This window comes from Nonomuraea composti, from assembly GCF_012034275.1.
Lineage (GTDB): Bacteria > Actinomycetota > Actinomycetes > Streptosporangiales > Streptosporangiaceae > Nonomuraea > Nonomuraea composti.
The window spans coordinates 12,784-34,401 of sequence record NZ_JAATEP010000085.1; the positions used below are offsets into that span (position 1 = coordinate 12,784).

At 73.0% G+C, this 21,618-nt stretch carries 20 protein-coding genes; 15 read left to right on the top strand and 5 right to left on the bottom strand.

The annotated features are described in order from the left end of the window. Window positions 1–37: 37 nt before the first annotated feature. Complete coding sequence (locus tag HCN51_RS53965) at window positions 38–349, bottom strand: WXG100 family type VII secretion target (RefSeq protein ID WP_168021579.1); 312 nt, start codon at window positions 347–349, stop codon at window positions 38–40. Between the two features lie 39 nt (window positions 350–388). Continuing rightward, entirely contained in the window at window positions 389–727 is a 339-nt protein-coding gene (locus HCN51_RS53970) for a WXG100 family type VII secretion target (protein ID WP_168021580.1), read from the bottom strand. A 259-nt stretch (window positions 728–986) separates the two neighbouring features. Between HCN51_RS53970 and HCN51_RS53975 the strand changes: the two genes are divergently transcribed. Beyond that, the gene (locus HCN51_RS53975; protein ID WP_168021582.1) at window positions 987–2,093 is read left to right on the top strand and encodes a WXG100 family type VII secretion target; all 1,107 of its coding nucleotides are present in this window, start codon (window positions 987–989) and stop codon (window positions 2,091–2,093) included. 8 nt (window positions 2,094–2,101) lie between these two features. After that, window positions 2,102–2,965: a hypothetical protein gene (locus HCN51_RS53980; protein WP_168021584.1), complete on the top strand. Its 864-nt coding sequence runs from the start codon at window positions 2,102–2,104 to the stop codon at window positions 2,963–2,965. A gap of 6 nt (window positions 2,966–2,971) precedes the next feature. Here HCN51_RS53980 and eccB read toward each other — a convergent pair whose 3' ends face one another. Together eccB and HCN51_RS53990 are read right to left on the bottom strand one after the other, a co-directional pair. Further along, window positions 2,972–4,384, bottom strand: coding sequence for a type VII secretion protein EccB (gene eccB, locus HCN51_RS53985; protein ID WP_168021587.1), 1,413 nt, complete (start codon window positions 4,382–4,384; stop codon window positions 2,972–2,974). A 169-nt stretch (window positions 4,385–4,553) separates the two neighbouring features. Continuing rightward, window positions 4,554–9,413 (bottom strand): FtsK/SpoIIIE domain-containing protein, encoded by a 4,860-nt coding sequence (locus HCN51_RS53990; RefSeq protein WP_168021589.1) that lies wholly within the window; start codon window positions 9,411–9,413, stop codon window positions 4,554–4,556. Window positions 9,414–9,767: 354 nt separating this feature from the next. Here HCN51_RS53990 and HCN51_RS53995 point away from each other — a divergent pair, with 354 nt between their 5' ends. The 12 genes from HCN51_RS53995 to HCN51_RS54055 all read left to right on the top strand — a co-directional run bounded on the left by HCN51_RS53995 (window position 9,768) and on the right by HCN51_RS54055 (window position 20,476). After that, window positions 9,768–10,394, top strand: coding sequence for a CpaB family protein (locus tag HCN51_RS53995; protein ID WP_240974199.1), 627 nt, complete (start codon window positions 9,768–9,770; stop codon window positions 10,392–10,394). A gap of 1 nt (window position 10,395) precedes the next feature. Continuing rightward, complete coding sequence (locus HCN51_RS54000; protein ID WP_168021593.1) at window positions 10,396–11,112, top strand: CpaE/TadZ family protein; 717 nt, start codon at window positions 10,396–10,398, stop codon at window positions 11,110–11,112. Beyond that, window positions 11,109–12,404, top strand: a complete 1,296-nt coding sequence (locus HCN51_RS54005; RefSeq protein WP_080042960.1) for a TadA family conjugal transfer-associated ATPase — start codon at window positions 11,109–11,111, stop codon at window positions 12,402–12,404. Before HCN51_RS54000 ends, HCN51_RS54005 begins: the two co-directional genes overlap by 4 nt. A gap of 5 nt (window positions 12,405–12,409) precedes the next feature. After that, entirely contained in the window at window positions 12,410–13,261 is an 852-nt protein-coding gene (locus tag HCN51_RS54010; RefSeq protein WP_168021595.1) for a type II secretion system F family protein, read from the top strand. Window positions 13,262–13,284: 23 nt separating this feature from the next. Continuing rightward, window positions 13,285–14,208, top strand: coding sequence for a type II secretion system protein (locus tag HCN51_RS54015; protein ID WP_168021596.1), 924 nt, complete (start codon window positions 13,285–13,287; stop codon window positions 14,206–14,208). Further along, a complete protein-coding gene (locus tag HCN51_RS54020) occupies window positions 14,205–14,444 on the top strand; it encodes a hypothetical protein (protein WP_168021597.1) in 240 nt (79 codons plus the stop codon). Before HCN51_RS54015 ends, HCN51_RS54020 begins: the two co-directional genes overlap by 4 nt. Window positions 14,445–14,515: 71 nt before the next feature. Beyond that, the gene (locus HCN51_RS54025; RefSeq protein ID WP_346434153.1) at window positions 14,516–14,908 is read left to right on the top strand and encodes a TadE/TadG family type IV pilus assembly protein; all 393 of its coding nucleotides are present in this window, start codon (window positions 14,516–14,518) and stop codon (window positions 14,906–14,908) included. After that, entirely contained in the window at window positions 14,905–15,291 is a 387-nt protein-coding gene (locus HCN51_RS54030; protein WP_080042957.1) for a TadE/TadG family type IV pilus assembly protein, read from the top strand. Before HCN51_RS54025 ends, HCN51_RS54030 begins: the two co-directional genes overlap by 4 nt. Then, complete coding sequence (locus tag HCN51_RS54035; RefSeq protein ID WP_240974200.1) at window positions 15,288–15,704, top strand: pilus assembly protein TadG-related protein; 417 nt, start codon at window positions 15,288–15,290, stop codon at window positions 15,702–15,704. The genes HCN51_RS54030 and HCN51_RS54035 overlap by 4 nt, the downstream gene beginning before the upstream one ends. A 94-nt stretch (window positions 15,705–15,798) precedes the next feature. Further along, window positions 15,799–18,903, top strand: a complete 3,105-nt coding sequence (locus HCN51_RS60845) for a BTAD domain-containing putative transcriptional regulator (protein ID WP_240974201.1) — start codon at window positions 15,799–15,801, stop codon at window positions 18,901–18,903. Then, window positions 18,900–19,514 carry a hypothetical protein gene (locus HCN51_RS54050; RefSeq protein ID WP_168021598.1) on the top strand — a complete coding sequence of 205 codons (615 nt, stop codon included), beginning with the start codon at window positions 18,900–18,902 and terminating at the stop codon, window positions 19,512–19,514. Before HCN51_RS60845 ends, HCN51_RS54050 begins: the two co-directional genes overlap by 4 nt. After that, window positions 19,511–20,476, top strand: a complete 966-nt coding sequence (locus HCN51_RS54055; protein ID WP_240974202.1) for a hypothetical protein — start codon at window positions 19,511–19,513, stop codon at window positions 20,474–20,476. Before HCN51_RS54050 ends, HCN51_RS54055 begins: the two co-directional genes overlap by 4 nt. 3 nt (window positions 20,477–20,479) lie before the next feature. Here HCN51_RS54055 and HCN51_RS54060 read toward each other — a convergent pair whose 3' ends face one another. Beyond that, window positions 20,480–20,914: a MarR family winged helix-turn-helix transcriptional regulator gene (locus HCN51_RS54060; RefSeq protein ID WP_080042954.1), complete on the bottom strand. Its 435-nt coding sequence runs from the start codon at window positions 20,912–20,914 to the stop codon at window positions 20,480–20,482. A gap of 92 nt (window positions 20,915–21,006) precedes the next feature. Here HCN51_RS54060 and HCN51_RS54065 point away from each other — a divergent pair. After that, a partial coding sequence (locus tag HCN51_RS54065) for an MFS transporter (RefSeq protein ID WP_168021600.1) occupies window positions 21,007–21,618 on the top strand: 612 nt, incomplete at its 3' end.

Genomic DNA, 21,618 nt, shown 5'->3' on the forward strand with positions numbered 1-21,618 from the left:
TCAGGGCCTCCACCGGTGCCGCTCGTGGGTCCTGCCGCTAGTCGGCGCCCAACATGATGGAGTTGATGCGCTCGACCTCCCTCATGTTCATGTGGGTCACGTTGATGGTCGTCTTCAGCTCGGTGATGACGGTCGACATGTGCGAGGCCTCGGTCTGCCAGACCTTGCGCACCTCGTCGAAGACGGCCTTCGCGTCACCCTGCCAGATCGCGCTCTTGGCCAGGAGCTGCTGCTCCAGCGTCTCGAGCGTCTCGACCATGCCGTTGAACGCGTTCTGGAAGTCGGCCTCACCGGCGTCGAGGCCGCTGTAGTTGAGCTTGGTCACGTCGAACATGTCTTCAGCGGGCATGCTGACCTCCTTCGGTGCCTGCGGGATGGGTGTGTGTTGCTAGCCGGCCGTGCGCGACATCGGGGCGGCGTTGATCAGGGCCTCGATCTTGTTGATCGCCTGCACCCGCTCCTCGTTGAACGCGGCGTAGTTCCTGTTGCTGCCGCCGATGTTCTCCGCCAGCGTCTGCAGGCTTTCGAGCACCTTGTCCATCCGCTGATGCCAGATCCTGTGGACCTGGTCGAAGGCGTATTCCGACTGGCCGACCCAGCTCGCCTTGAGGGTCACGCCCGCGGTGTCGAGGTTCTTCTGGATGGTGCGCAGCTTGGTGGCCGCTTCCTCGATGTATCCGATCGCGGCTGTCAGATCGGACGCACTTACCTGTGTCTGGTCCGCCACAGGTCTCCCTCCCTTGCCAGTCGTCTGACTAGGCCGACACGTCGTGTCAGCCTATTTGGTCACATTAGTGAACTTCTGCCCCTAGCGTCGCACGTGATCGAGTTAATTTTCCATAGCAACCAGGAGGATCGTGGGTGTATCGCCAGAAAAGGTGGTGTTTGTGTCCCTGGCCCGAGGTGGGGGCAGTAGTCCGTAATGCGGGTGTACGGGGGCAGCGGGGCTGGCGTAGCGTATGTGCCGAACGTGACTAGGGGGGCGTGTGTCCAACTCATCCTCGTCCGCCGAGAATCCCTTCACCAGCGCTCTCGGCGACGCCGCGGGCGCCGTCGATCCGCGGACCAGCGATCCCGACTTCAAGATGCGGTACTCCAGCGTCAGGACGCTGGGCACGAACGTGCGCGGCTACGGCGAGAACCTGTCGCAGCTCAGCTCCAGCACCCGTGCCATCGACCTGCACACGCTGACCTTCGGCGTGATCGGCGGCGGGCTCAACGTCGCTCACCGCGCCGCCCGTGACAGCGCCGCCGAAGCGCTGAAGCAGGCCAAGGACGTGCTGGAGTCCTGGAAGGAAGCGCTCAACACCGCCGCGGACAACACCGAGGCGGCCGAGCAGGCCAGCAAGGCCCCGCAGAACGGCGGCGGCAAGATCCCGCAGATCAAGAACCCGGGCGGCGGCCTGCCCTCGGGCGGGCTGGGCGGCCTGCCGAAGAACACCGGCGGCCTGGGCGACCTCGGCAAGGGCGGCCTCGGCAAGGGCGGCCTCGATCCGAGCGATCTCGGCATCGACAAGCCCTCCACCCCCGACCCGTCCGACATCAAGCAGCCCGAGATCCCCACGCCCGACCCGTCGGACATCAAGCAGCCGGACATCCCCACCCCCGACCCGTCCGACATCAAGCAGCCGGACCTCAACACGCCCGACCCGTCCGACATCAAGCAGCCCGAGATCCCCACTCCCAGCGCCACCAGCCCCGACCTGAGCGGCCTCGGCCAGCCGAAGACCGACCTCGCCGGGCTGAACCCCCAGGTGCCCGCCACGAGCACGCCGCAGATCCGCACCCCCGACCTCCCGTCGACCAGCCCCGGCGGCACCACCGTGCCCCGCACGACGGCCGGCCTGCCCGAGGGCACCTTCGCGGGAGGATCGTCGTCGTCCACCCCGGCGTCCTCCGGCCTGGGCGCCCCTGGCAGCATCGCCCGAGCGCTGAACACCGGCGTGCCCCTCTACCCGCCCGGCGGCATGGGCGGCGCCCCCGCCCAGGACGGCAAGGACCGCGACCGCGGCCCGCACGCCGGTGAGGACGAGGAGACCTGGGGCCTGGACGTCGACCACACCGTCGCGGTGCTCGGCAAGGAAGAGGTGTAAGCAGCGACATGGCAGGTTACGAGGGCTCAGTGGCGGCCTTCACCGCCGCGCTCGGCACGGCGTCGATGGCCGCGTTCATCATGCCGTACGCCTGGCCGGTCGTCGGGCTCATCGGCATGATGAGCGGTGACCCGCAAGAGCAGGACCGGGGCGCCGAGGAGTGGCTCAACCCCCGCTCCGTCAACAACTGGCCGACCTACGCCCCCGCCACCTCGCTCACGTCGGCACAACAGCAGCAGCAATGGCACCCGCCGATGGCGGCGCACCCGACACCCGGCGACCAGAGCGACCTGGCCTTCCTGCGCAGCGAGCTCAAGCGGCTGGCCAAGGAGGTCGGCGATGCGGGCGACTGGGCGGGCCAGGCGTACGAGTCGTTCATCGAGAAGGTCAACGTCCTCGACAAGCACCTCGCCGCCCTCGACGACAACAGGGTCGGCACCGGCAACACGCTGAAGGCCTCGGCGCAGGGCTACAACGCGATCCTGATGGTCTGCGTCGCCGTCGCGGCGGTGCTGGCCGCGCTGGCGGTCTTCGTCCAGTTCTGCCGCGGCTCCCTCGTCAACGCCGCCGCCGGCGAGGCGAACGCGATGCGGGCGGTGATGAAGGTGCACGAGGCGGTGTCGGCGGCGTTCAAGCAGCACTGGAAGCTCGTGCTCAAGGTCTCCCTGATCCTGAGCGCCGCCGGAGTCGCCTTCAACCAGTTCACCCAGAACCTGCCGGGCATCGCGACGGTGAAGGCGGACAAGCCGAACCTGATCGAGGCCAAGGCCCTCTGGGACCCGACGACGGCCGACATCGTCGACGACCCGCAGAGCAAGCTCGACGCCGCCCAGCTCGAACAGCCGTCGATCATGCCGGAGTTCGGCTGGTGAACCGCCCTACTTCCCGGCGGCCAGCGGCACCATGGCCGCGGCCGGGTCGAGAGCCGGGCCCTGCGGGATCGCGTGGATGATGCTCGCGGGCACGGGGGCGATGTCACCGGCGTCGTACCCCAGCCTGCCGAGCACGTCGGCCGACGGCACCTGGAAGCGCACCCCCTGGTCGGTGATCAGGGACAGCGCGCTGCTCACCGCGCCGAGCTGGCCCTCACCGGGCAGCACGCCCGCCACCACCGCGCTGCCCGGCGGCAGCATGACCTGGTCGTACTGGCCCTGCACGGCCGAGCTCGTCGGTGTCGGGATCGCGATCCTGCTGCCCACCGTCACCTTCGCCGCGACCGAGCCCGCCGCCGTCTTCGGATAGACCGCGCAGAGCGGGACGGTGCCGGGCACGCTGATCACCTTCGGCATGGTGGTCGGCAGGGTGGTGTCCATGATGGTCTGGCGCGACGGTGAGGCGTTGGCCGAGGCGGCGTCGATCGTGATCGCCTGCACCGGGCGCTTGCCGTACGCCTTCTTGCTGGCCGGATCCTCCAGCAGCAGCCGGGCCTGGACCTCGGTGATCGGCGCCAGCCCGTCATCGAGCAGCACGTACCACCGGGCCGGGGTGCCCGGCAGCGCGGCCACCGTGAAGACCTGCCCGACCACCGCCGTCACCTTGCCGTCGGCCCGCACCTTCCTGCCCCGGCCCGGGACGTCGGGCGCCTTGAAGTCGTGCCCGGCGGGCAGCGCGTTCAGCCACGCGGCCGGCACCTGCCGCGGCTGCGCGTTGAGCGCCCGCGCGCCCGCCGTGCTCACCCGCATGCGGCGATCGCCCCAGATGAGCCAGCTGCCCTGGCCGGCCGTCACCACCATCGCGTCGCGGCCCACCTGCCGCCCGCCGACGTCCTGGCCGCCCACCAGCGTCGTGTACGACTTGCGCGTGCCCGCGCCGTCGACCACCTCCGTGACGCAGACCGACCACGGCGTCTTGACCAGCTTCTCCTTGGCCGGCAGCGCGTCGGGCGCGCCCGGGATGCCGATGATCGGCCCGCGCGGCAGCTCGGCCAGGGACGCCGGGGACACGCTCCGCGTGGTGAATCCCCCGGGGTCCAGCACCAGCCGCGCCGACACGTAGTTGGCCACCGGAAGCAGCCGCCGCTGCTGCTCGCTGTAGACGAACTTGGCGCCGCTCCCCTCCTCGATCAGCAGCTGGCCCGGGTCGGTCAGCTTGGTGGCGTTGCCCGGCCGCACCAGGCCCCAGATCCCGAACACGGCCATCACGAGGACGCCGACCAGGATGCCGCCGAACGTCGCGATGTTCTGCCGGCGCATCGGGGACTCGGGCACATCGGGCTCCGCCTGGAGGAGGGCCATGCCGAGCCGCTGCTGCATCAGGCGATGGGCTTGGTAGAGATCCTTGTTGGTCTGCACAGCACCTCCCCGGCTAGGAACCCGCGCATCAGCTTAGAGCGGTCGGTCGCGGCGCTCGAACGCGCTGTCGCACTCGCCGCACGGGGAGCAAGGGTGCCATCTGGTGAGCGCGATGACCAGATCTTTCGCTGACTGTTCACCGAAAGGCAGGTCAGGCGGGTGGTGAAGCTCAGCCGCCCTCCGGCAGGGCCGCCTGAAGGGGGACGATCGTGCCGGACGTCACCAGGAGGCCGCGGCCCGCCGGGCCGCTCGCCGTCCCGCGCGGGAGCCGGATCGAGAACAGGTCGCCGTCCGTCTGCCCCTGCACGCTGAGCAGCACGCCCGTACGCGACTTGCGCGCCTCGGCCACGAATCCCCGGTAGGCCACGGCCAGGTCGCCGGTCGAGCCGGCGATCAGCAGGGCGTGGTCGCCGTCGCGGCCCGTCCTGATCACCTCCTCCAGGGCCGTGCCGAGCGGGCCGTCCGGGTTGACCAGCTCCGCGTCGTCCACCAGCACCACGTAGTGGTCGTGGCCGGCCACCACTTCGGGGAGGTCGGTGGCGTCGGCGTTCAGGACGGCCAGCGCGCCCTCCAGGTCGCGCAGCGGGCTGCGCCTGGGGGCGACGGCGACGACCGGGGTGCCCCGGGCGATCAGCGAGCGGGCGGCCGTCAGCAGCGTCGACGAGCGGCCGGAACGGGACGGGCCCGCGATCACCGCGCCCGGGCCGTGCACCTGGAGGTCGAGGCCGAGCGGGGTGAGCGCGTCACCGCCCGCGCCGATCAGCGCCCACAGCGGCGACGGCGGCTCGAACGCCGGGTCGAGGGCCAGCGTCTGGGCGGCGGTGATCCGCATCGGCAGCGCGTCCACCCGCAACGGCGGCGCCCCGCCCCAGCGCCACGGCACCCTGCTCACGCCGAGCGCGTGCGAGACCCCGGCCCGCCTGCCCGCCCCGTCACCGGCGGCACCTTCCGCCTGGGGTGCTCGGGCGGCGCTTTCCGCCTGGGGTGCGCCGGTGGCGGCCGCGCGGGCCAGGGACTGGAGGGCCGCCACCTGGGCGGGGCCCGCCGGGTCGGCGGCCAGCAGGGCGATGTGGTGCTCCACGATCCCGTGCTCGCCCATCGACAGCGCCCGCCCCGGCGGCATGACGGCGGGCAGCCCCTTGAGCGGGAAGCCCGCCAGCCCGTAGTCCGCGCTGTCGGACAGCCGCAGCAGCAGCCGGTCGTCGAAGACCGTCGAGACCTGCCCGAGCAGCCCCGACCGGTCGCTGCTGACCACGCCCCGCAGCCCCACCGCGGGCCCTTCCCGCAGGAGCTGGAGCACCGCCTCGATCAGCCGCCCGTAGTCGTAACCCTCGAAGGCCGCGACGAAGCCCTCCCACCGGTCGAGCATGAACACCAGCCACGGCAGCCGGTGACCGGCCTGGCGGTACTCGGCCAGCGACGCGTGCCCGGCCTCCGCCAGGAGCTGCTGGCGCCGCCCGACCTCCGCGCGCAGCCGGGTGAGCAGCCGCTCCACCCGGTCGAGCTGGTCACGGGTGACCACCGCGCCGCAGTGCGGCAGCGCCATCAGCGGCAGCAGCGCGCCGGAGCCGCAGTCCACGGCGTGCAGGTGCACGTCCTCGGGGGAGGCGTGGGCGGCGATCGAGCCGGCGATGGTCCGCAGCGCCGTCGACCGGCCGCTGCGGGCCGCCCCGGCGATGAGCAGGTGACCGCCGTGCGCCACGTCGAGCGCCAGCGGGCGCCGGTCCTGCGCCCACGGCCGGTCGGTGATCCCGAACGGCAACGGCGCCACCTCGCCGAACGTCTCACCGGCGGGGGGCTCGTCCGGGAGGTCCAGGACGAGATGGGTCGGCAGGGGGTCCAGCCATGGGCTCGGCTGTGCGGGCACGCCCGCCAGCCTGGCGGCCTCGATGAGGGCGTCGGCGACGAGCGTCAGGTCGGTGGTCGAGGAGTCCTCCTCCTCCGCCTGGGGTGGCGGCGGCAACGGCCTCCCGAGCCCACGCCAGTCCACATCGAGCACCCGCAACCGCCCACCACCACCGGCACCGCCGGATGAGCCGCCCGCACCGCCGGATGAGCCAGCCACACCGCTGGACGCGCCGCCCGCGCCGCCCAAGCCGCCCAAGCCACCCGCGCCACTCGTGCCGCCGGAGCCGTTGGCGGTGGCCGGTGGGGGTGGGGCCGGGGTGCGGCCGCCGACGCGGGCCGTCTGGACGGCCACCGCCGCGCCCACCCCCGACCGCACGTAACACCGCCCAGGCGTCGACTTGGAGATGTGCGCGGCGTCCGGCAGGTCGATGACGTCGGCGGACTCGGCGGGTTCGGTGACCCGCAACGCGATCCGCAGCGACGTGTTCGCCTGGATGTCGGCCGTGACGACCCCGGCGGGCCGCTGCGTGGCCAGGATGAGGTGGATGCCCAGCGACCGCCCGCGCCGCGCGATGTCCACGAGCCCGGTCACGAAGTCGGGCAGCTCGGCCACGAGCGCGGCGAACTCGTCGATGATCAGCACCAGCCGGGGCAGGCCGGGCCCGGTGTAGTCGTCGATGTCCTTGGCCCCGGCGGCCAGCAGCAGCCGCTCCCGCCGCCGCAGCTCGGCCGCGAGCGAGTCGAGGGCCCGCTGGGTGAGGTGCCCGTCGAGGTCGCTGACCATGCCGACGGTGTGCGGCAGCCGTACGCACTCCTTGAAGGCCGCCCCGCCCTTGTAGTCGATCAGCACGAACGTGAGCTGGTCGGGCCGGTTGGCGACGGCGAGCGAGCAGATGAGCGTCTGCAGCAGCTCGGACTTGCCGGCTCCGGTGGTGCCGGCGATGAGCCCGTGCGGGCCGTCGAGCCGGAGGTCGACGGTGAAGGGCCCGTCGGGCCCGACGCCGATCAGCGCTTCTGTGCTGCCCCGCTCGCCCCATCGGGCGGCCAGCTCGCGGCCGGAGGGCACGGGCATGCCCATGAGGTCGAGCAGGCGGGCGGAGTCGGGCAGGCTGCCGCCGGAGTCGTCCCTGCTGACGTCGCGGATGGGGGCGAGTGCTCTGGCGAGGCGGTCGCACCAGGCGGGGGAGACGAGGTCGCCGAGGAGGGGGCCGATGACGTCGAGGCCGCCGCCGCGCAGCCGGACGAGGCCGTCGGTGCCGCACTCGGCGACGGTCTGGCACTCTTCGGGCAGGAGCCGCTGGTCCTCGTCGATGGCGAGGGTGAAGACGCCGCAGCGCGGCCCCTGCCGCAGCACCTGCGGCATGTTGGGCAGGCCGCGCAGCACCTGGGCGCCGTCGAGGATCACGAGCACGTCGTAGGGGCGGACGTCGTAGGAGGAGAACGCGGGTTTCTCGGGCCCGCCGAGGTCGTCCCAGCCGGTGGGGATCTTGCCGAGCTCGGGGATGGTGGTGTTCTGGCGCTCGTCGATGAGGGCGGCCAGCTCGGCGACCCGGCGGGCGGCGGCGTCGGGGTCGGCGCCGACGAGCGCCACGCACTCCTCGCCGACGCGTGGCGCGCAGTGGGGCAGCCAGCGCATCCAGCCCCATTGCCGCTCGGCGTCGGGGTGCGCGGACACGATCACGATGGCCAGGTCGCGCGGGCTGTGCAGGGTGGCGGCCTGGGCGATGAGCCAGCTCGCCAGCGAGGCGGCAGCGGTGCGGTGCCCGGTCACGCCGGCGACGCCGAGCCGCCGCATGGGCAGCGCGACGGGCACGGAGCGGCAGATGGGCGGGTCGATGCGGCCGCCCTGCTCCTCGCTCAGCTCGAGTCCGGCGGGCAGGTCGGCGAGCCCGACCCGCAGCCGCAGCGCGTCGGCGTCGTGGATGCGGCGCTCCCACAGCCGCCGGCGCGGGCCGGTGGCGGTCAGCAGCACCTGGGCGGGGTCGGGCGCGCCGTCCCTGCGTGCCGCCTCGTCGGCGGCGCGGGCGCGCTCGACGTCCTCCTCGTACGCCCGCAGCCGCTCCTGGTGCTCCTTGAGCGCCTTCTTGTGCTGCTTCTTGCCGTGGCGGCGGTCGCTCCACCACTGCCCGATCATGATGACGGGCGTCATGAGGGCGACGAGCAGGTAGTACGGCTGCTTGAGCGCGAACGCCAGGGTGACGCCGAGCACGGCGGGCAGGAACGCGGCCAGCAGTTGCAGGCGCATGCCCTCGTTCCTGCTCGGCTCCTTGGGCCGGACGAACGTGCGCTGGGGCTCGGGCCGCAGCAGCCGGGGCGGCCGGTTGTAGGCGACGCCGCCTTCCCCGCGCGGCGCCAGGTGGGCGTCCCTGGGCTCGATCGAGGTCAGCACGAACACGGAGGACCCGCAGGTCAGCACGGCCTGGTCGGGCCATTCGACGGGCTCGGTGAGCGGCCTGCCGTCGAGCTCGGGCACCTCTTCGTAGCCGGCGGCGAGCTCGGCGGCCTCCCGCGCGGCGGTGCGCGCGGTCAGCTCGGCGACCTCCTCGGCCCAGCGGCCCTTGAGCTTGAGCTTGGGCGTGTCGGCGGGCGGGTGCCAGGCCCGCTCGACGGTGATCGCGTCGGGTGTCACGCGTACGGTCACCGCCTCGGGCGCCAGCGCCGGGTCGCCGGCCGCGATCGCGCACATGGGGTCGGAGCCGATGACGTGCACGCCGAGCCCGAGCCGGTGCACCGCGCCGGCGGCGGGGCCGCCCACGACCCGTACCTCGGCGACCCCGCCGGGCTCCTCGACGACGGTCGCGCGGGCCAGGTGGGCCTCCAGCGTGACCTTGTCGCCGTCGCGCAGCACGGCGGCGACGGGGGCGAGCGGGTCGAGCGGGCGGCCGTCGCGCCACAGGGTGGGCGGCCCCATGTCGGAGCGTTCCGGCCGGCGCGGCCGTGGCACGCGGAGGCGGCCGTCGTCGTCCCCCGGACCGTCATAGGGGGCCCTGCGGGCAGCGCTGCCGTCCCTGCCGGCAGCGCTGCCGTACGGCGTTCGGGCCTTGGGCAGCCGGACGATCTCCGCGAGCGGGCCGTGGTCGCTGAGCTCCGCGCTGAGCCTGCCCACCGTGGCGCCGTCGTCGCCGTCGATCACCACGTCACGGTCGCCCTGCCCGCCGATCACGGTGAGCATGATCCGCATGGTGCCGTCTCCTCGGTCGACTTCGGGCGCCAAAGGTAGCGTCCGGAGCGCGGCGGGGTGCGCCGGTTGACGGCAACGGCATGGCACGCCGGGAGGCCGTGATTCCTGTGCCTGAAGTTAAAAAAGGTGCGACTAACCGGATATATGCGCATCCGTCAACTCGGTAGAAACAATAGGCATTGATTATTTCCGCTTGACATCATGTCACCTGCGAAACAAGCATGGGTCCGCGAATTCCGCCTCCACCGCCCGGGCGATCACCACATAATGGCGTGAATTCCGCAATTCACATTCGGGAGCCCCCCACCCATGAGGACCAGTGAAAAGCAGCCTGCCCCCAACACGGCGGCGGGGTTGTCCGGGCCGGCCTCGCGCAAGCTCCCCGTCCCGCCCAGAGAGCGCAAGCCAGCGCTGGCCGCACTGGCCGTCCTGCTCATCCTGGGCGGCGCGCTGGCCACCACCGTGCTCGTGCTGAGCAGCGGCGACCGCGTCTCGGCCATCCGCTTCACCCAGCAGGTGGGCGCGGGCCAGCGGATCCCCAAAGAGGCGATCGAGGAAGTGAAGATCGCCGACACCGGCATCGGCTACGTCTCCTGGGCGCGGCGGCAGGAAGTGACCAACAGCTTCGCGACCGTCACGATCCTGCCGGGCACGCTGATGACCGACGCCATGGGCGCGAAGGCCAGCACCGAGCTGGGTGAAGGAAAGGCCACCGTCGGTTTGGCCCTCAAACCCGGCCAAATGCCCGCGGGCGTGCAGCAGGGCGACCGCGTCCAGGTGATATTCGTGCCGAGCCGGTCGAGCGAGGGAGAAAGCCGGGTGCTCGCTGCGAGCGCGCTCGTCTTCTCCGTCGGAGATCGCTCGAAAACCGGAAATTCCGGCCAGATCACCGTGGTCGTCGAGGCTCCGGCGGCACCCGAGATCGTGGCCGCCGCCTCCAGCGGGCAGATCGCGGTCGCCGAGCTCCCGGGGGCACGCTGACGTGGCGCTGATCGTACTGGCCGCCGACAAGGGCGCGCCCGGCGTGACCACGGCCGCCACGGCGCTCGCCGCGGTCTGGCCCCGTCCCGTGCTGCTGGCCGAATGCGATCCCGCCGGCGGCGACCTCGCCTATCGGCTGCCCGCCGCCGACGGTGGCGTGCTCAACCCCGGAAAGGGGCTGCTCACGCTGGGCGCCACCGCGCGGCGCGGCCTGGAGGCCGCGCAGATCCACCAGCACACCCAGAAGATCGTCGGCGGGCTCGACGTGCTCGTGGGCCTCACCCACGGCGAGCAGGCCGCCGGTCTCACCTGGCTGTGGGGCCCCCTCGGCAGGTCGCTGGCCGCCATCCCCAACGCCGACGTGATCGCCGACTGCGGCCGCCTCGGCGCCCACCCGCAGCTCGCCGACCTGGTCGCCGAGTCCGAGCAGGTCGTGCTGCTCACCAGGGCCACCCTCGACCACGTGGCCCACCTGCGCGAGCGCCTCCAGATCACCAAGGCGCACGGCGTCGTCGTGATCGCCGACCCGCGCAACTACCGCGGCTCCATCGAGGACGTCCGCAGGATCGTCGGCCCGAGCGTGCAGTTCGTGCACGGCCTGGCCTACGACCCCAAGGGCGCCGAGCTGCTGCGCGGCCAGTGGGGCGGCCGGCTCGACCGCTCGCTGCTCATCCGCACGGCCCGCGACCTCGCCGCGAGGCTGGTGAGCCACCGATGATCGACCACGGGCTCGTCAAGCGCTTCCGCCAGGAGGTCGGCGACCGCCTGGCCCACCAGCGCCGCCTCGACCAGGCCGGCGGCCTGCCCCCGATGACCGGCGAGGACGAGCGCCAGTTCGCCAGGGCGCTGATCTCCCAGGTGCTGGAGGAGCACGCGCGCGGCGAGATCGGCCTCGGCCGCACGCCGCCCACCGTCGAGGAGGAAGAGGCGCTCGCGGCCGGCATCCACGCGGCCCTGTTCGGGGTGGGGCGGCTGCAGCCGCTGCTCGACGACGCCGAGGTCGAGAACATCGACATCAACGGCTGCGACCGGGTGTTCGTGAGCTACGCCGACGGCCAGGAGCTCATGCACGACCCGGTCGCCGACTCCGACGACGAGCTGATCGAGCTGATCCAGATCCTGGCGGCGTACTCGGGGCTGTCGAGCCGGCCGTTCGACACCGCCAACCCGCAGCTCGACCTGCGCCTGCCCGACGGCTCCCGGCTGAGCGCGGTCATGGACGTCACGGTCAGGCCGGCCGTGTCGATCCGCCGCGCCCGCCTGGGCAAGGTCTTCATGTCCGACCTCGTGGGCAACGGCACGATAAGTCCAGACGTCGGGCGGTTCCTCAAGGCCGCCGTCGCCGCCCGCAAGAACATCATGATCGCCGGGTCCACCAACGCCGGCAAGACCACCCTGCTGCGGGCCCTGGCCAACGAGATCCCGCCCGGCGAGCGCCTCATCACCGTCGAGCGCGCCCTGGAGCTCGGTCTCGACCAGTTCCCCGAGCTGCACCCCAACGTCGTCGCCTTCGAGCAGCGCCTGCCCAACTCCGAGGGCCAGGGCGAGATCTCCATGGCCGAGCTGGTCCGCCGCTCCCTGCGCATGAACCCCAGCCGCGTCATCGTCGGCGAGGTGCTCGGCGACGAGATCGTCACCATGCTCAACGCGATGACCCAGGGCAACGACGGCTCCCTGTCGACCATCCACGCCAACTCCAGCATGGAGGTCTTCAACCGCATCTCCACCTACGCGCTCCAGGCCGGTGAGCGCCTGCCCATCGACGCCACCCACATGCTCATCGCCGGCGCCATCGACTTCGTGGTCTTCATCGAGAAGCGCAACGACTACCACGTGGGCGGCCGGCTGCGCCGCTACGTCTCCAGCATCCGCGAGGTCAACGGCTGCGACGGCCGGGTCCTGTCCAGCGAGGTGTTCGTGCCGGGCCCCGACGGCGCCGCCGTCCCACACGCCCCGATCTCCTGCCTGGAGGAGCTCGCCGCCCACGGCTACACCCCGGGAGGCTGGTGAGCGCCATGCCGTTCACGATCAACCCGCTGACACTGCTGGCCGGCGCGGCCGCGGGCGGCGGCGTGTTCCTGCTCATCCTGTCCCTGTACGGCCTGCGCCCCCGCCCCACCCGGCCCAAGAGCGACCTGATCAAGGTGCTGGGCACCAGGGGCGCCGTCGCGGCGGTCGCCGCCACCCTGGTCCTGATCATCACCCGATGGCCCGTCATGGCGGTCGGCACGGTGCTGCTCGTGTTCGCCTGGCGCGGGCTGGCGGGCGGCGCCGCCGAGGAACGCGCCGCGATGCGCCGCCTGGAAGGGCTGGCCGCCTGGACGGAGTCGCTGCGCGACACCATCGCCGGCGCCGCCGGGCTCGAACAGGCCATCCCGTCGTCCATCAGGGCCGCCGCGCCCATGCTCAGGCCGCACCTGCGGGCGCTGATCGACCGGCTGCACACCCGCATGGCGCTGCCGGAGGCGCTGGCCCGCTTCGCCGACGAGCTCGACGACCCCTCGGCCGACCTCGTCGTGGCCGCGCTCATCCTCAACTCCCGGCTGCGCGGCCCGGGCCTGCGCGACGTGCTCGGCGCGCTGGCCGTCTCGGCCCGCGAGGAGCTCGACATGCGCCGCCGCGTCGAGGCCGAGCGCCGCTCGACCAGGCGCAGCGTGCAGATCGTGGTGATCACCGCGCTGGCGTTCGCCGGGATCCTCGTCGTGTTCAACCCCGGGTACGTCGCGGAGTACAGGGGCTACCTCGGCCAGGCCGTGCTGGTGGTCGTGGCCGGGCTGTTCGGGGCCGGGTTCGCGTGGATGCGCCGGCTGGCCAGGTTCGACAAGCCCACGCGGCTGCTCACGGGAGCGGGCGGCGGCGATGGCTGACGTCCCGGACGGAGGAGGACCTCGTGGTTGAGAGCGCACTGGCCGGCGCGGCGCTCGGGCTCGGCCTGTTCGTGCTGCTGCGGGCGCTGTTCCCGGCCCGCCCCGGCCTGGTGGCGCGGCTGCTCGCGCTCGACGCCGTCCGCGAGGACACCGGCGCCCCCCGCATCCAGCTCCTGCTGCCCGACGAGGAGGTCAGCGCGTTCCGCCGCGGTCTCGGCGCCCGCCTGGCCCGCCTCTACGGCGCGCGCGGCTGGGAGGCCAGGTCGGCCAGGTCGGACCTGGCCCTGCTCGGCCGCTCGTTCGAGGCGTTCCTGGCCACGAAGGTCCTGCTGGCGGTCAGCGGCCTGCTGGCCTTCCCGCTGCTGCTGGCCTGGCTGGTGCTCATGGAGTGGGGCGTCAACCTGGCGATCCCGTTCTGGAGCGCCGTGCTGGTGGCCCTCGTGTTCTTCTTCCTGCCGGATCTGCAGGTCAAGCGGGACGCGGCGGCCAAGCGCCGCGACTTCCGCCACGTCGTCGGAGCCTTCCTCGACCTCGTCTCCATGAACCTGGCCGGCGGCCGCGGTGTCCCCGAGGCGCTGATGATGGCCGTCTCGGTCAGCGGCGAGCAGCCCAACTGGGCGATGGGCCGCATCCGCGACGCGTTGCGCGGCGCCAGGATCGTCGGCATCACGCCGTGGCAGGCGCTCGGCCAGCTCGGCGAGGAGATCAACGTGGACGAGCTGCGCGACCTGTCCGCCGCGCTCGGCCTGGTGGCCGACGACGGCGCCAAAGTACGTGCCTCGCTCACGGCCAGGGCCGCCACGCTGCGCCGCCGTGAGCTGGCCGAGATCGAGGGCCGGGCGGGCGAGCGCTCCCAGTCGATGCTGGTGGCCCAGCTCCTCCTCTGCGCCGGCTTCGTGATCTTTCTCAGCTACCCCGCCGCGATGAAGATGTTGGGAGTCTCATGAACCACCCCTGGATCGTCTATCTCCGCGCGTACCTGGGCGACCGCGTCCACCGCGCCCGCACCGCGCCCACCAGGGGCGCCTCCGCCGTCGAATGGGTGATCATCACCGCGATCATCGCCGGCGTCGCGCTCGGCCTGGCCACCCTGATCAGGACCCTGGTCGAGCAGCAGCAGGGCAACCTCGAACAGAACTTCGGCGGTGACGGCGGCAGTGGCGGCGGTGGCGGCGCTCCGTGAGAGCCCGGCCGTCACGGGGCGAGCGGCGCGACGGTGATCGGGCCGGCCCTGCCCATGAGCGCGGCGCGACAGTGATCGAGCTGGCCCTGCTCATGCCGGTCATCCTCGCGACCGTGCTGCTCATCGTGCAGGTCGCGCTCTGGTTCCACGCCCGTGAGGTGGCCGAGGCGGCGGCCAGGGAAGGCGCCCGGGTGGCGCGGGCCGCGCCGTTCGACTCCGGTGCCTGGCAGGGCGCGGCCACCGGCAAGGCCACCGAGATCATCCGGGCCATCGGGCCGCGGCTGCTGCGCGACGCCACCGCCACGACGTCCGAGAAGGAGCCCGACGAGCGCTTCGTCACCGTGACCGGCAGCGCCGTGCAGGTCATCCCGCTGCTGCCCGACCTGGCCTTCACCATCACCGCCACCGCCGGCGGGCCCGTCGAGTGCTTCCGCCCCGACAACGGCGGCGAGGACTGCACATGAACGAGCGGGGGTCGATGGCCGTGGAGACCGTCATGCTGGCCCCGGTCTTCCTGCTGTTCCTCATGTTCCTGGCCGGCGCGGGGGTGCTGGTCGAGTCGCAGGGGCGGGTCAACGGGGCCGCGCGCGACGCCGCCCGCGCCGCGTCCGTGCAGCGCACGCTCGACGACGCCGAAGCCGCCGCGAAGGCCATCACCACGAACGTGCTGGACGGGCGCTGCCGCACCTCGGCCGTCTCCCTCGACGGTTCCGCGTGGGAGGGCGGCGGCCAGGTCCAGGCCGAGGTGACGTGCGAGCTGGACCTCGCCTTCCTCGGCTTCGGCGGCACCAAACGGCTCACGGGCACCGCGGTGGTGCCGATCGAGCAGTTCAGGAGGGTCGAATGAGAGCCGGCGAGCGGGGCTCCATGTCGGTGTTCACCGTGCTGTTCTCCGTCGTCGTGTTCCTGCTGGCGGGGCTGCTGGTCGACGGCGGGTCCGCGATCAACGCCCGGCTGCGCGCCGCCGACGTGGCCGAGCAGGCCGCGCGGGCCGCCGCCGACCAGCTCGACGTCGACCACCTCCGCCAGACCGGCCAGACGCGGCTGCTCGGCGAGGCGCAGGTGTGCGCGCGAGCGGACGAGATCATCGCGGCCCAGGGCGGCGACGACGTGTCCGCCGGCGAGTGCGCGCTCGGCCAGGGGCAGGCGCAGGTCACGGTGACCGTGTCGGTGCGGTGGAAGGCGTTCTTCCTCAGCGCCATCGGCTTCCCCGGCTCCGCGATGACCGGCGCCGCCACCGCCGCCCCCGAGGCGAGGTAGCGCGGGCGGGCCCGAAGCGACATAGACCGAATCCCGCCACTCGATGGAAGCGGGACACCACAGCCACCACGCTGGACCGGGGAAAGGAGAGGCGATGCCGACGCGAGAGCCCGCGCGCCCGCCCGGACGTCACGTTCCCGTGCGCGTCCCCGCCAGGCGGGGCCCCGGCGACGTGCTCGCCGGGATCGCCGCGCTGATCGTGCTGGTCGCGCTGGTGGGCGGCGTGCCGTACGCGCTGCTCACCTACGTCGGCCCGCCCATCGCGCCCGAGCTGCTCGACCCCGCCGTGTGGGCCGGCAAGGTCGACTACACCACGATCATGAGCGTCCTCGTGCTGGTGGTGTGGGGCGCCTGGTTCCAGCTCTTCATGTGCGTGCTGGTCGAGGTGTACGCCGGCGTCCGCCGGGTCGGCATGCCCGCCCGCGTGCCGCTCTCCGGTGGGATGCAGCTGCTCGCCAACAAGCTCGTCTCGGCGGTGCTGCTGCTGTTCACGGCGGGCGCGATGGTGGCGCCCCTGGTGAAACTCGCCCCCACGCCCGCCGCCCCGCCGGTGACGGCGGTCGCGTACTCGGCGCCGATCGTCGAGCAGACGCTGGAGACGCCCAAGACCAAGAAGGTGTACGTGGTGCAGCCGCCGCACGGCCGCCACCACGAGAGCCTGTGGGAGATCGCGGAGAAGTGCCTGGGCGACGGCCGCCGCTACCCCGAGATCTACCGGCTCAACCAGGCCAAGGAGCAGCCCGACGGCACCCGCCTGCGGATGGCCGACCTGATCAGGCCCGGCTGGGTGCTCGACATGCCGGACGACGCCCGGCACGTCCACATCGTGCCCGCCGACCAGCCGCGCGAGCAGACGCTGCGCGAGCACCCCGGCCGGGCGCACGTGGACCGGGGCTCCGGCGCCGCCGAGCGGGGCGAGGCACGGCACCGCCAGCCCGATCAGCACCCCGACCGGCACCCGGATCGGCACTCTGACCAGCGCTCGGACCAGCGGGGCGGCAAGCACGCGGGCCGGCAGGAGGACGAGACGCCGACGGACCGGCAGCCCGTCGTCATCACCGGGGCCCAGAGCGGCGAGCTGACCCAGTACCTCGCCGCCGCCTCCCTGGCCGCGGCCGGGCTGCTGCTCGTGCTGGCCAGGCGGCGCAGGGAGCAGCTCTGGCGGCGGCCGGCCGGGCGCCGGATCGCCCGGCCACGCGACGACGCCGCCCAGGCCGAGCTCGCGCTCCGGCTCGGGAGCGACGCGCCGGGCGCCCGCGTCCTCGACGTGGGGCTGCGGATGCTCGGCGCCGAGCTGGCCGCCCAGCGCCGCACGCCGCCCGTCGTGTACGGCGCGCACCTGTCGGCCCGCTCGCTCGACCTGTGGATCCACCCGCCGGACGAGCACCCGCCCGCTCCCTGGACGGCGGCGGACGGCGGCCAGATCTGGCGCCTGCCCGCCCACGAGGCCCGCCTCCTGCCCGACCCGCGCAGCCGGCCGCCCGGGGCCTTCGAGAGCCAGACCCGGCCGGCCAGTGCCGCTGAGAACCGGACTCGGCCGCCCGGCGCCCATGAAAGCCCGACCCGACTGGCCGGTGCCGCCTTCCCTGATGTCCGTACACGACCGGCCGCCTCCCCTGATGATCGGGCGCGACCGGCCTCGGCCACCCCTGCTGAGGCCGAGGGGCGGTCGGGTGGAGCGCCGTATCGGCCGTACCTGCCGTACCAGGCGGGGCGGGCGGCGTCCGGGTCCGGCAAGATCCCGTACCCCGACATCCGGGCACGGACGCCCGGACCGCCGCCATCGGAGGCCGGTGCGCATCCCGAGGAGGCGGCGCGGCCGGGTGGGGCGCCGTACCCCGGGCTGGTCTCGATCGGGACGGATGCCGCCGGGCGGGTGCTGATCGACCTGGAGGCCGCGCAGGGCCTGATCAACGTGCGCGGCGCCCACACCACCGCCGCCCTGGCCGCGCTGGCGGTCGAGCTGGCCACGAACCTGTGGTCCGACCGGATGCGCATCACGCTCGTCGGGTTCGGCGGGGAGCTGACCGCGATCGCGCCCGGCCGGGTCAGGGCGGTCGGCAGCCTGGCCGAGGTGCTGCCCGAGCTGGAGGCCGGCGCGGCGCCGCGCGGCGAGGTGCTGACCGGCCGCATCACCGGCAGCCCGCGCCGCGCCCACTACCTGCTGTCGGCCGTGGCGCCGACGCACGAGGAGGCCCGCCGCCTGGCGCTGCTGGCCCGCCGCGACACCGCCGGTTACGTGGTGGCCGGCGAGGTCCCGCACGCCACCTGGACGCTGGAGATCGGCGACGACGGAAGGGCGCGGATCGCCGAGCTGGGCTTCGAGGTGGCCGCCCAGCTGCTGCCGCGCCGCCACTACCAGGCGCTGATCGACCTGTTCCGCACCGCCGGCCGGCTGGAGGGGGAGGCGATCCCCGAGCCGGAGCCGCTGGCGGGGCTGCACCCGCCGGCCGTCGAGATCAGGATCCTCGGCCCCGTCGAGATCGCCGGGCTGCCGCCGCTGGAGGAAGGCCGGATGGAGCTGGCCACGGAGCTGCTGGTGTACCTGGCCACGCACGTGGGCGGCGTGCATCCCGTGGTGCTCGGCGGCGTGTTGTGGCCGCGCGGCGTGCAGGACCTGGTCAGGGACGCCACGATCGCCAGGGTCGCCCAGTGGCTGGGGCCGGAGCACCTGCTGACCGACGAGGCGGGCCGGCTGCGGCTGGGGCCCGGCGTGCGTACGGACTGGGCGTTGTTCCGCGAGCTCGTGCGCCGCTCGCAGAGCGACCCGACGGCCCGGGCCGTGCTGCTGGAGAAGGCGCTCGGCCTGGTGCGCGGCCCGCTGCTGGCGGCGCGCGGCCCCGGCCGGTACGCCTGGCTGACGGACGACGACCTGGAGTACGACGTGACCGCGGCCGTGGCCGACGCCGCCCACCACCTGTGCGAGCTGCGGCTCGCGCACGGCCAGCCGGACGCGGCGGTGGCCGCCGTACGGGCGGCGCTGCTGCTGGCCCCCGACGACGAGAGCCTGTGGCGGGACCTGCTGCGGGCCACGCACGCGACGCAGGACACGGTCCGCCTGCGCGCCGTCGTCGAGGGCCTGACCAGGCGGGCGGCCTCGCACCCGTACGGAGGCGCGATGGCCCCCGAGACGGAGGCGCTGATCGAGGAGCTGCTGCCCACGTGGCGCATCCATGTGGTGAGGGAGTCATCGGCATGAGAGGTGCGGTGGTCATGGTGTGCGTGCTGCTCGCGGCGGGTTGCGCGGCCCCGGAGCGGCCGTACCGGCCGCAGGAGAGCGCCCCGAAGGAGAGCGCCCCGAAGGCGAGCGGCACCCCGGGGGTGGCGACCCGCGAGGCGGGGCTGCCGTCGGGGCCCGAGACGATCCAGGTGGCAGCGGGCCTGCGGGCCCGCGTCGAGTGGCCCGCGAACCCGGACCCGCTGCTCAAGGTCATGGTCGACCAGTACGTCGGCACCCGCAGGGCCGTGGCGGAGCGGCGGAGCGTCTACAAGGACGGCCTGGAGCTCGACGCCGCGGTGCAGGCCAGCAAGTGGGTGCAGTCGTTCGCGGACGCGCGGTGGTCGATGCGCGGGGTCGGGCGGCTGTACAACCTGCGGGTCAGCGCCCGCGTGGGCAAGGGCGCCCAGATCGACGCATGTGTGGACGAATCAGGGATCCGGATGGTCTCCACCCGTGACGGGCAGGCCATCAGACCCCAGCCCGAGTGGTTGCGCACCCCCTATGGCCAGAGTGTGGCCGCCCGCCGCGGCGACGACGGGGTGTGGCGCATCAGGACCTACGTCACCTCCAGAGAGAGATGCACCCGATGAAAGCCTGGCTCGCGGCCCTGTTGATGGCACCGCTGCTCCTCGACCCGGTGGTCCCGGGCCCCGGCGACCAAACCACGCAGCAGAAGGAACAGTCCGGCAACACGGTGGGCTGGCGCGGCAAACACACCAGCATCAGGGTCAGCGGCGACGTCAGCGGCGGCAGCGGCGACGGCTACCGCATCCCGCGACCGTGCTGGTACGAGCCGGGGCCGACCCCGGAGGAGATGCTTCGCCAGCGCAGCGAGGGCCGCGACGCGGCAAACCGGGCGCGCATCGACGAGGAGAGCTTCCAGGCGTTCATCCAGCAGTTCAAGGACAAGATCGGGCAGGACGGCCGCTGGTGGCTGCCCGGCCTGAACGAGGCCGACCCGAACGGCGTGGCCTGCTGGACGAACCTGGAGCAGTTCATCTTCGTGCCCACGGGCACCACGCCGCCCTCGGGGCTGACGATCGAGCAGCTCGCGCAGATCGCCCGCGCCGCGCTGACCGTGCCGGAGCCGACGATCAAGCTGAGCCCCGACGCCAAGAGCTACGTCAACCTGCCCACCTTCGTGTGGCTGGAGGGCGTGGGCGAGCCGCGCCGCACGGTCACGGCGGAGCTGCCGGGCGTCATGAGCGTGACCCTGGTGGCCACTCTCAAGAACATCGAGATCGACCCGGGGACGACGCGGGACCGGGCCGAGGTGACCGAGAGCGGCTGCGGGGCGGCCGGCAAGGCGTACACGAAGGGCGCGCCGTTCACCTGCGGCGTGCGGTACCTGCGCGCGTCGATCGACCAGCCGCGCGAGAAGTACACGCTGACCGTGACCACCGTGTGGCCGGTGGAGGTGCAGGCGCAGGGCGGCGTGGTGCCGTTCCAGTTCGCGCCCGTGCAGCTGCAGACGGCGCGGGACGTGCCGGTCGGCGAGATCCAGAGCAACGTCACGGCGCCCCCGGGTGACCCTCAGGTGCCTGCCGGGTGATCCTCAGGTGGTGAGGACGGTGGTCAGCGGCGCCAGCTCCGGCTGCTCGGCGGCCTCGGCCAGCACCTCCTTCAGCACGGTGTCGTGCGTCGGCTGGGCGCGTTCCAGCAGCTCCCGGCCCGTCGGCGTGACCTCGGAGTAGATGCCGCGGCGGTCGTCCTCGCACAGGTAGCGGCGCAGCAGCCCGCGGTTCTCCAGCCGGGTCACCAGGCGCGTGGTGGCGCTCTGGCTGAGCACCACGGCCCTGGCGAGCTGCTGCATGCGCATGTGCCAGCCGTCCTGCCTGGCCAGCACGTCGAGCACGGTGTACTCGCTGACGCTCAGCTCGTGCTCCTTCTGCAGGGCCTTCTCCAGCCGGTCCTCGATCTTGGCGTGCAGCGCCGCGAGGGTGCGCCAGCCCTGCGCACGTGCCTCGACGGCGTCATCGGCTATGGGCATGTGGACGGCCTCCTCCGGCATCGTTGTATTGTCAGTTAGTCGGCGGGTGCAAATAATGTCCACGCTCACTAACGTCGTCTGAGGAGAATTATATGCCTCTCGCCCTGTTCGCCCTCGCGATCAGCGCCTTCGGCATCGGAACCACGGAGTTCATCATCAACGGGCTGCTGCCCGAGCTGGCCACGGACTTCGGCGTGACGATCCCGGCCGCCGGCCTGCTGGTCTCCGGGTACGCCCTGGGCGTGGCCGTCGGCGGGCCGCCGCTCACCATGCTCGGCGGCCGGCTGTCGCGCAAGACCATGCTGCTCGCCCTGATGGTGCTGTTCATCGCCGGCAACCTGCTGTCGGCGCTGGCCCCCTCGTACGGCGTGCTGATGGCCGGCCGCGTCCTGGCCGCCTTCGCCCACGGCGCCTACTTCGGGGTCGGCTCCGTCGTGGCCGCCGACCTGGTCGCCCCGCAGAAGCGGGCCAGCGCCATCGCCCTCATGTTCACCGGCCTGACGCTGGCCAACGTGCTCGGCGTGCCGCTCGGCACGTGGATCGGGCAGGCGGCCGGATGGCGGGCCACGTTCTGGGTCGTCGTCGCCATCGGCGTCGTCGGCTTCGTGGGCGTGCTCACCCTCGTGCCGCGCCAGCCCCGGCCCGCCGGCGGCGGCCTGCTGCGCGAGCTCGCCACCTTCCGCAAGGCCGGCGTCTGGCTCGCG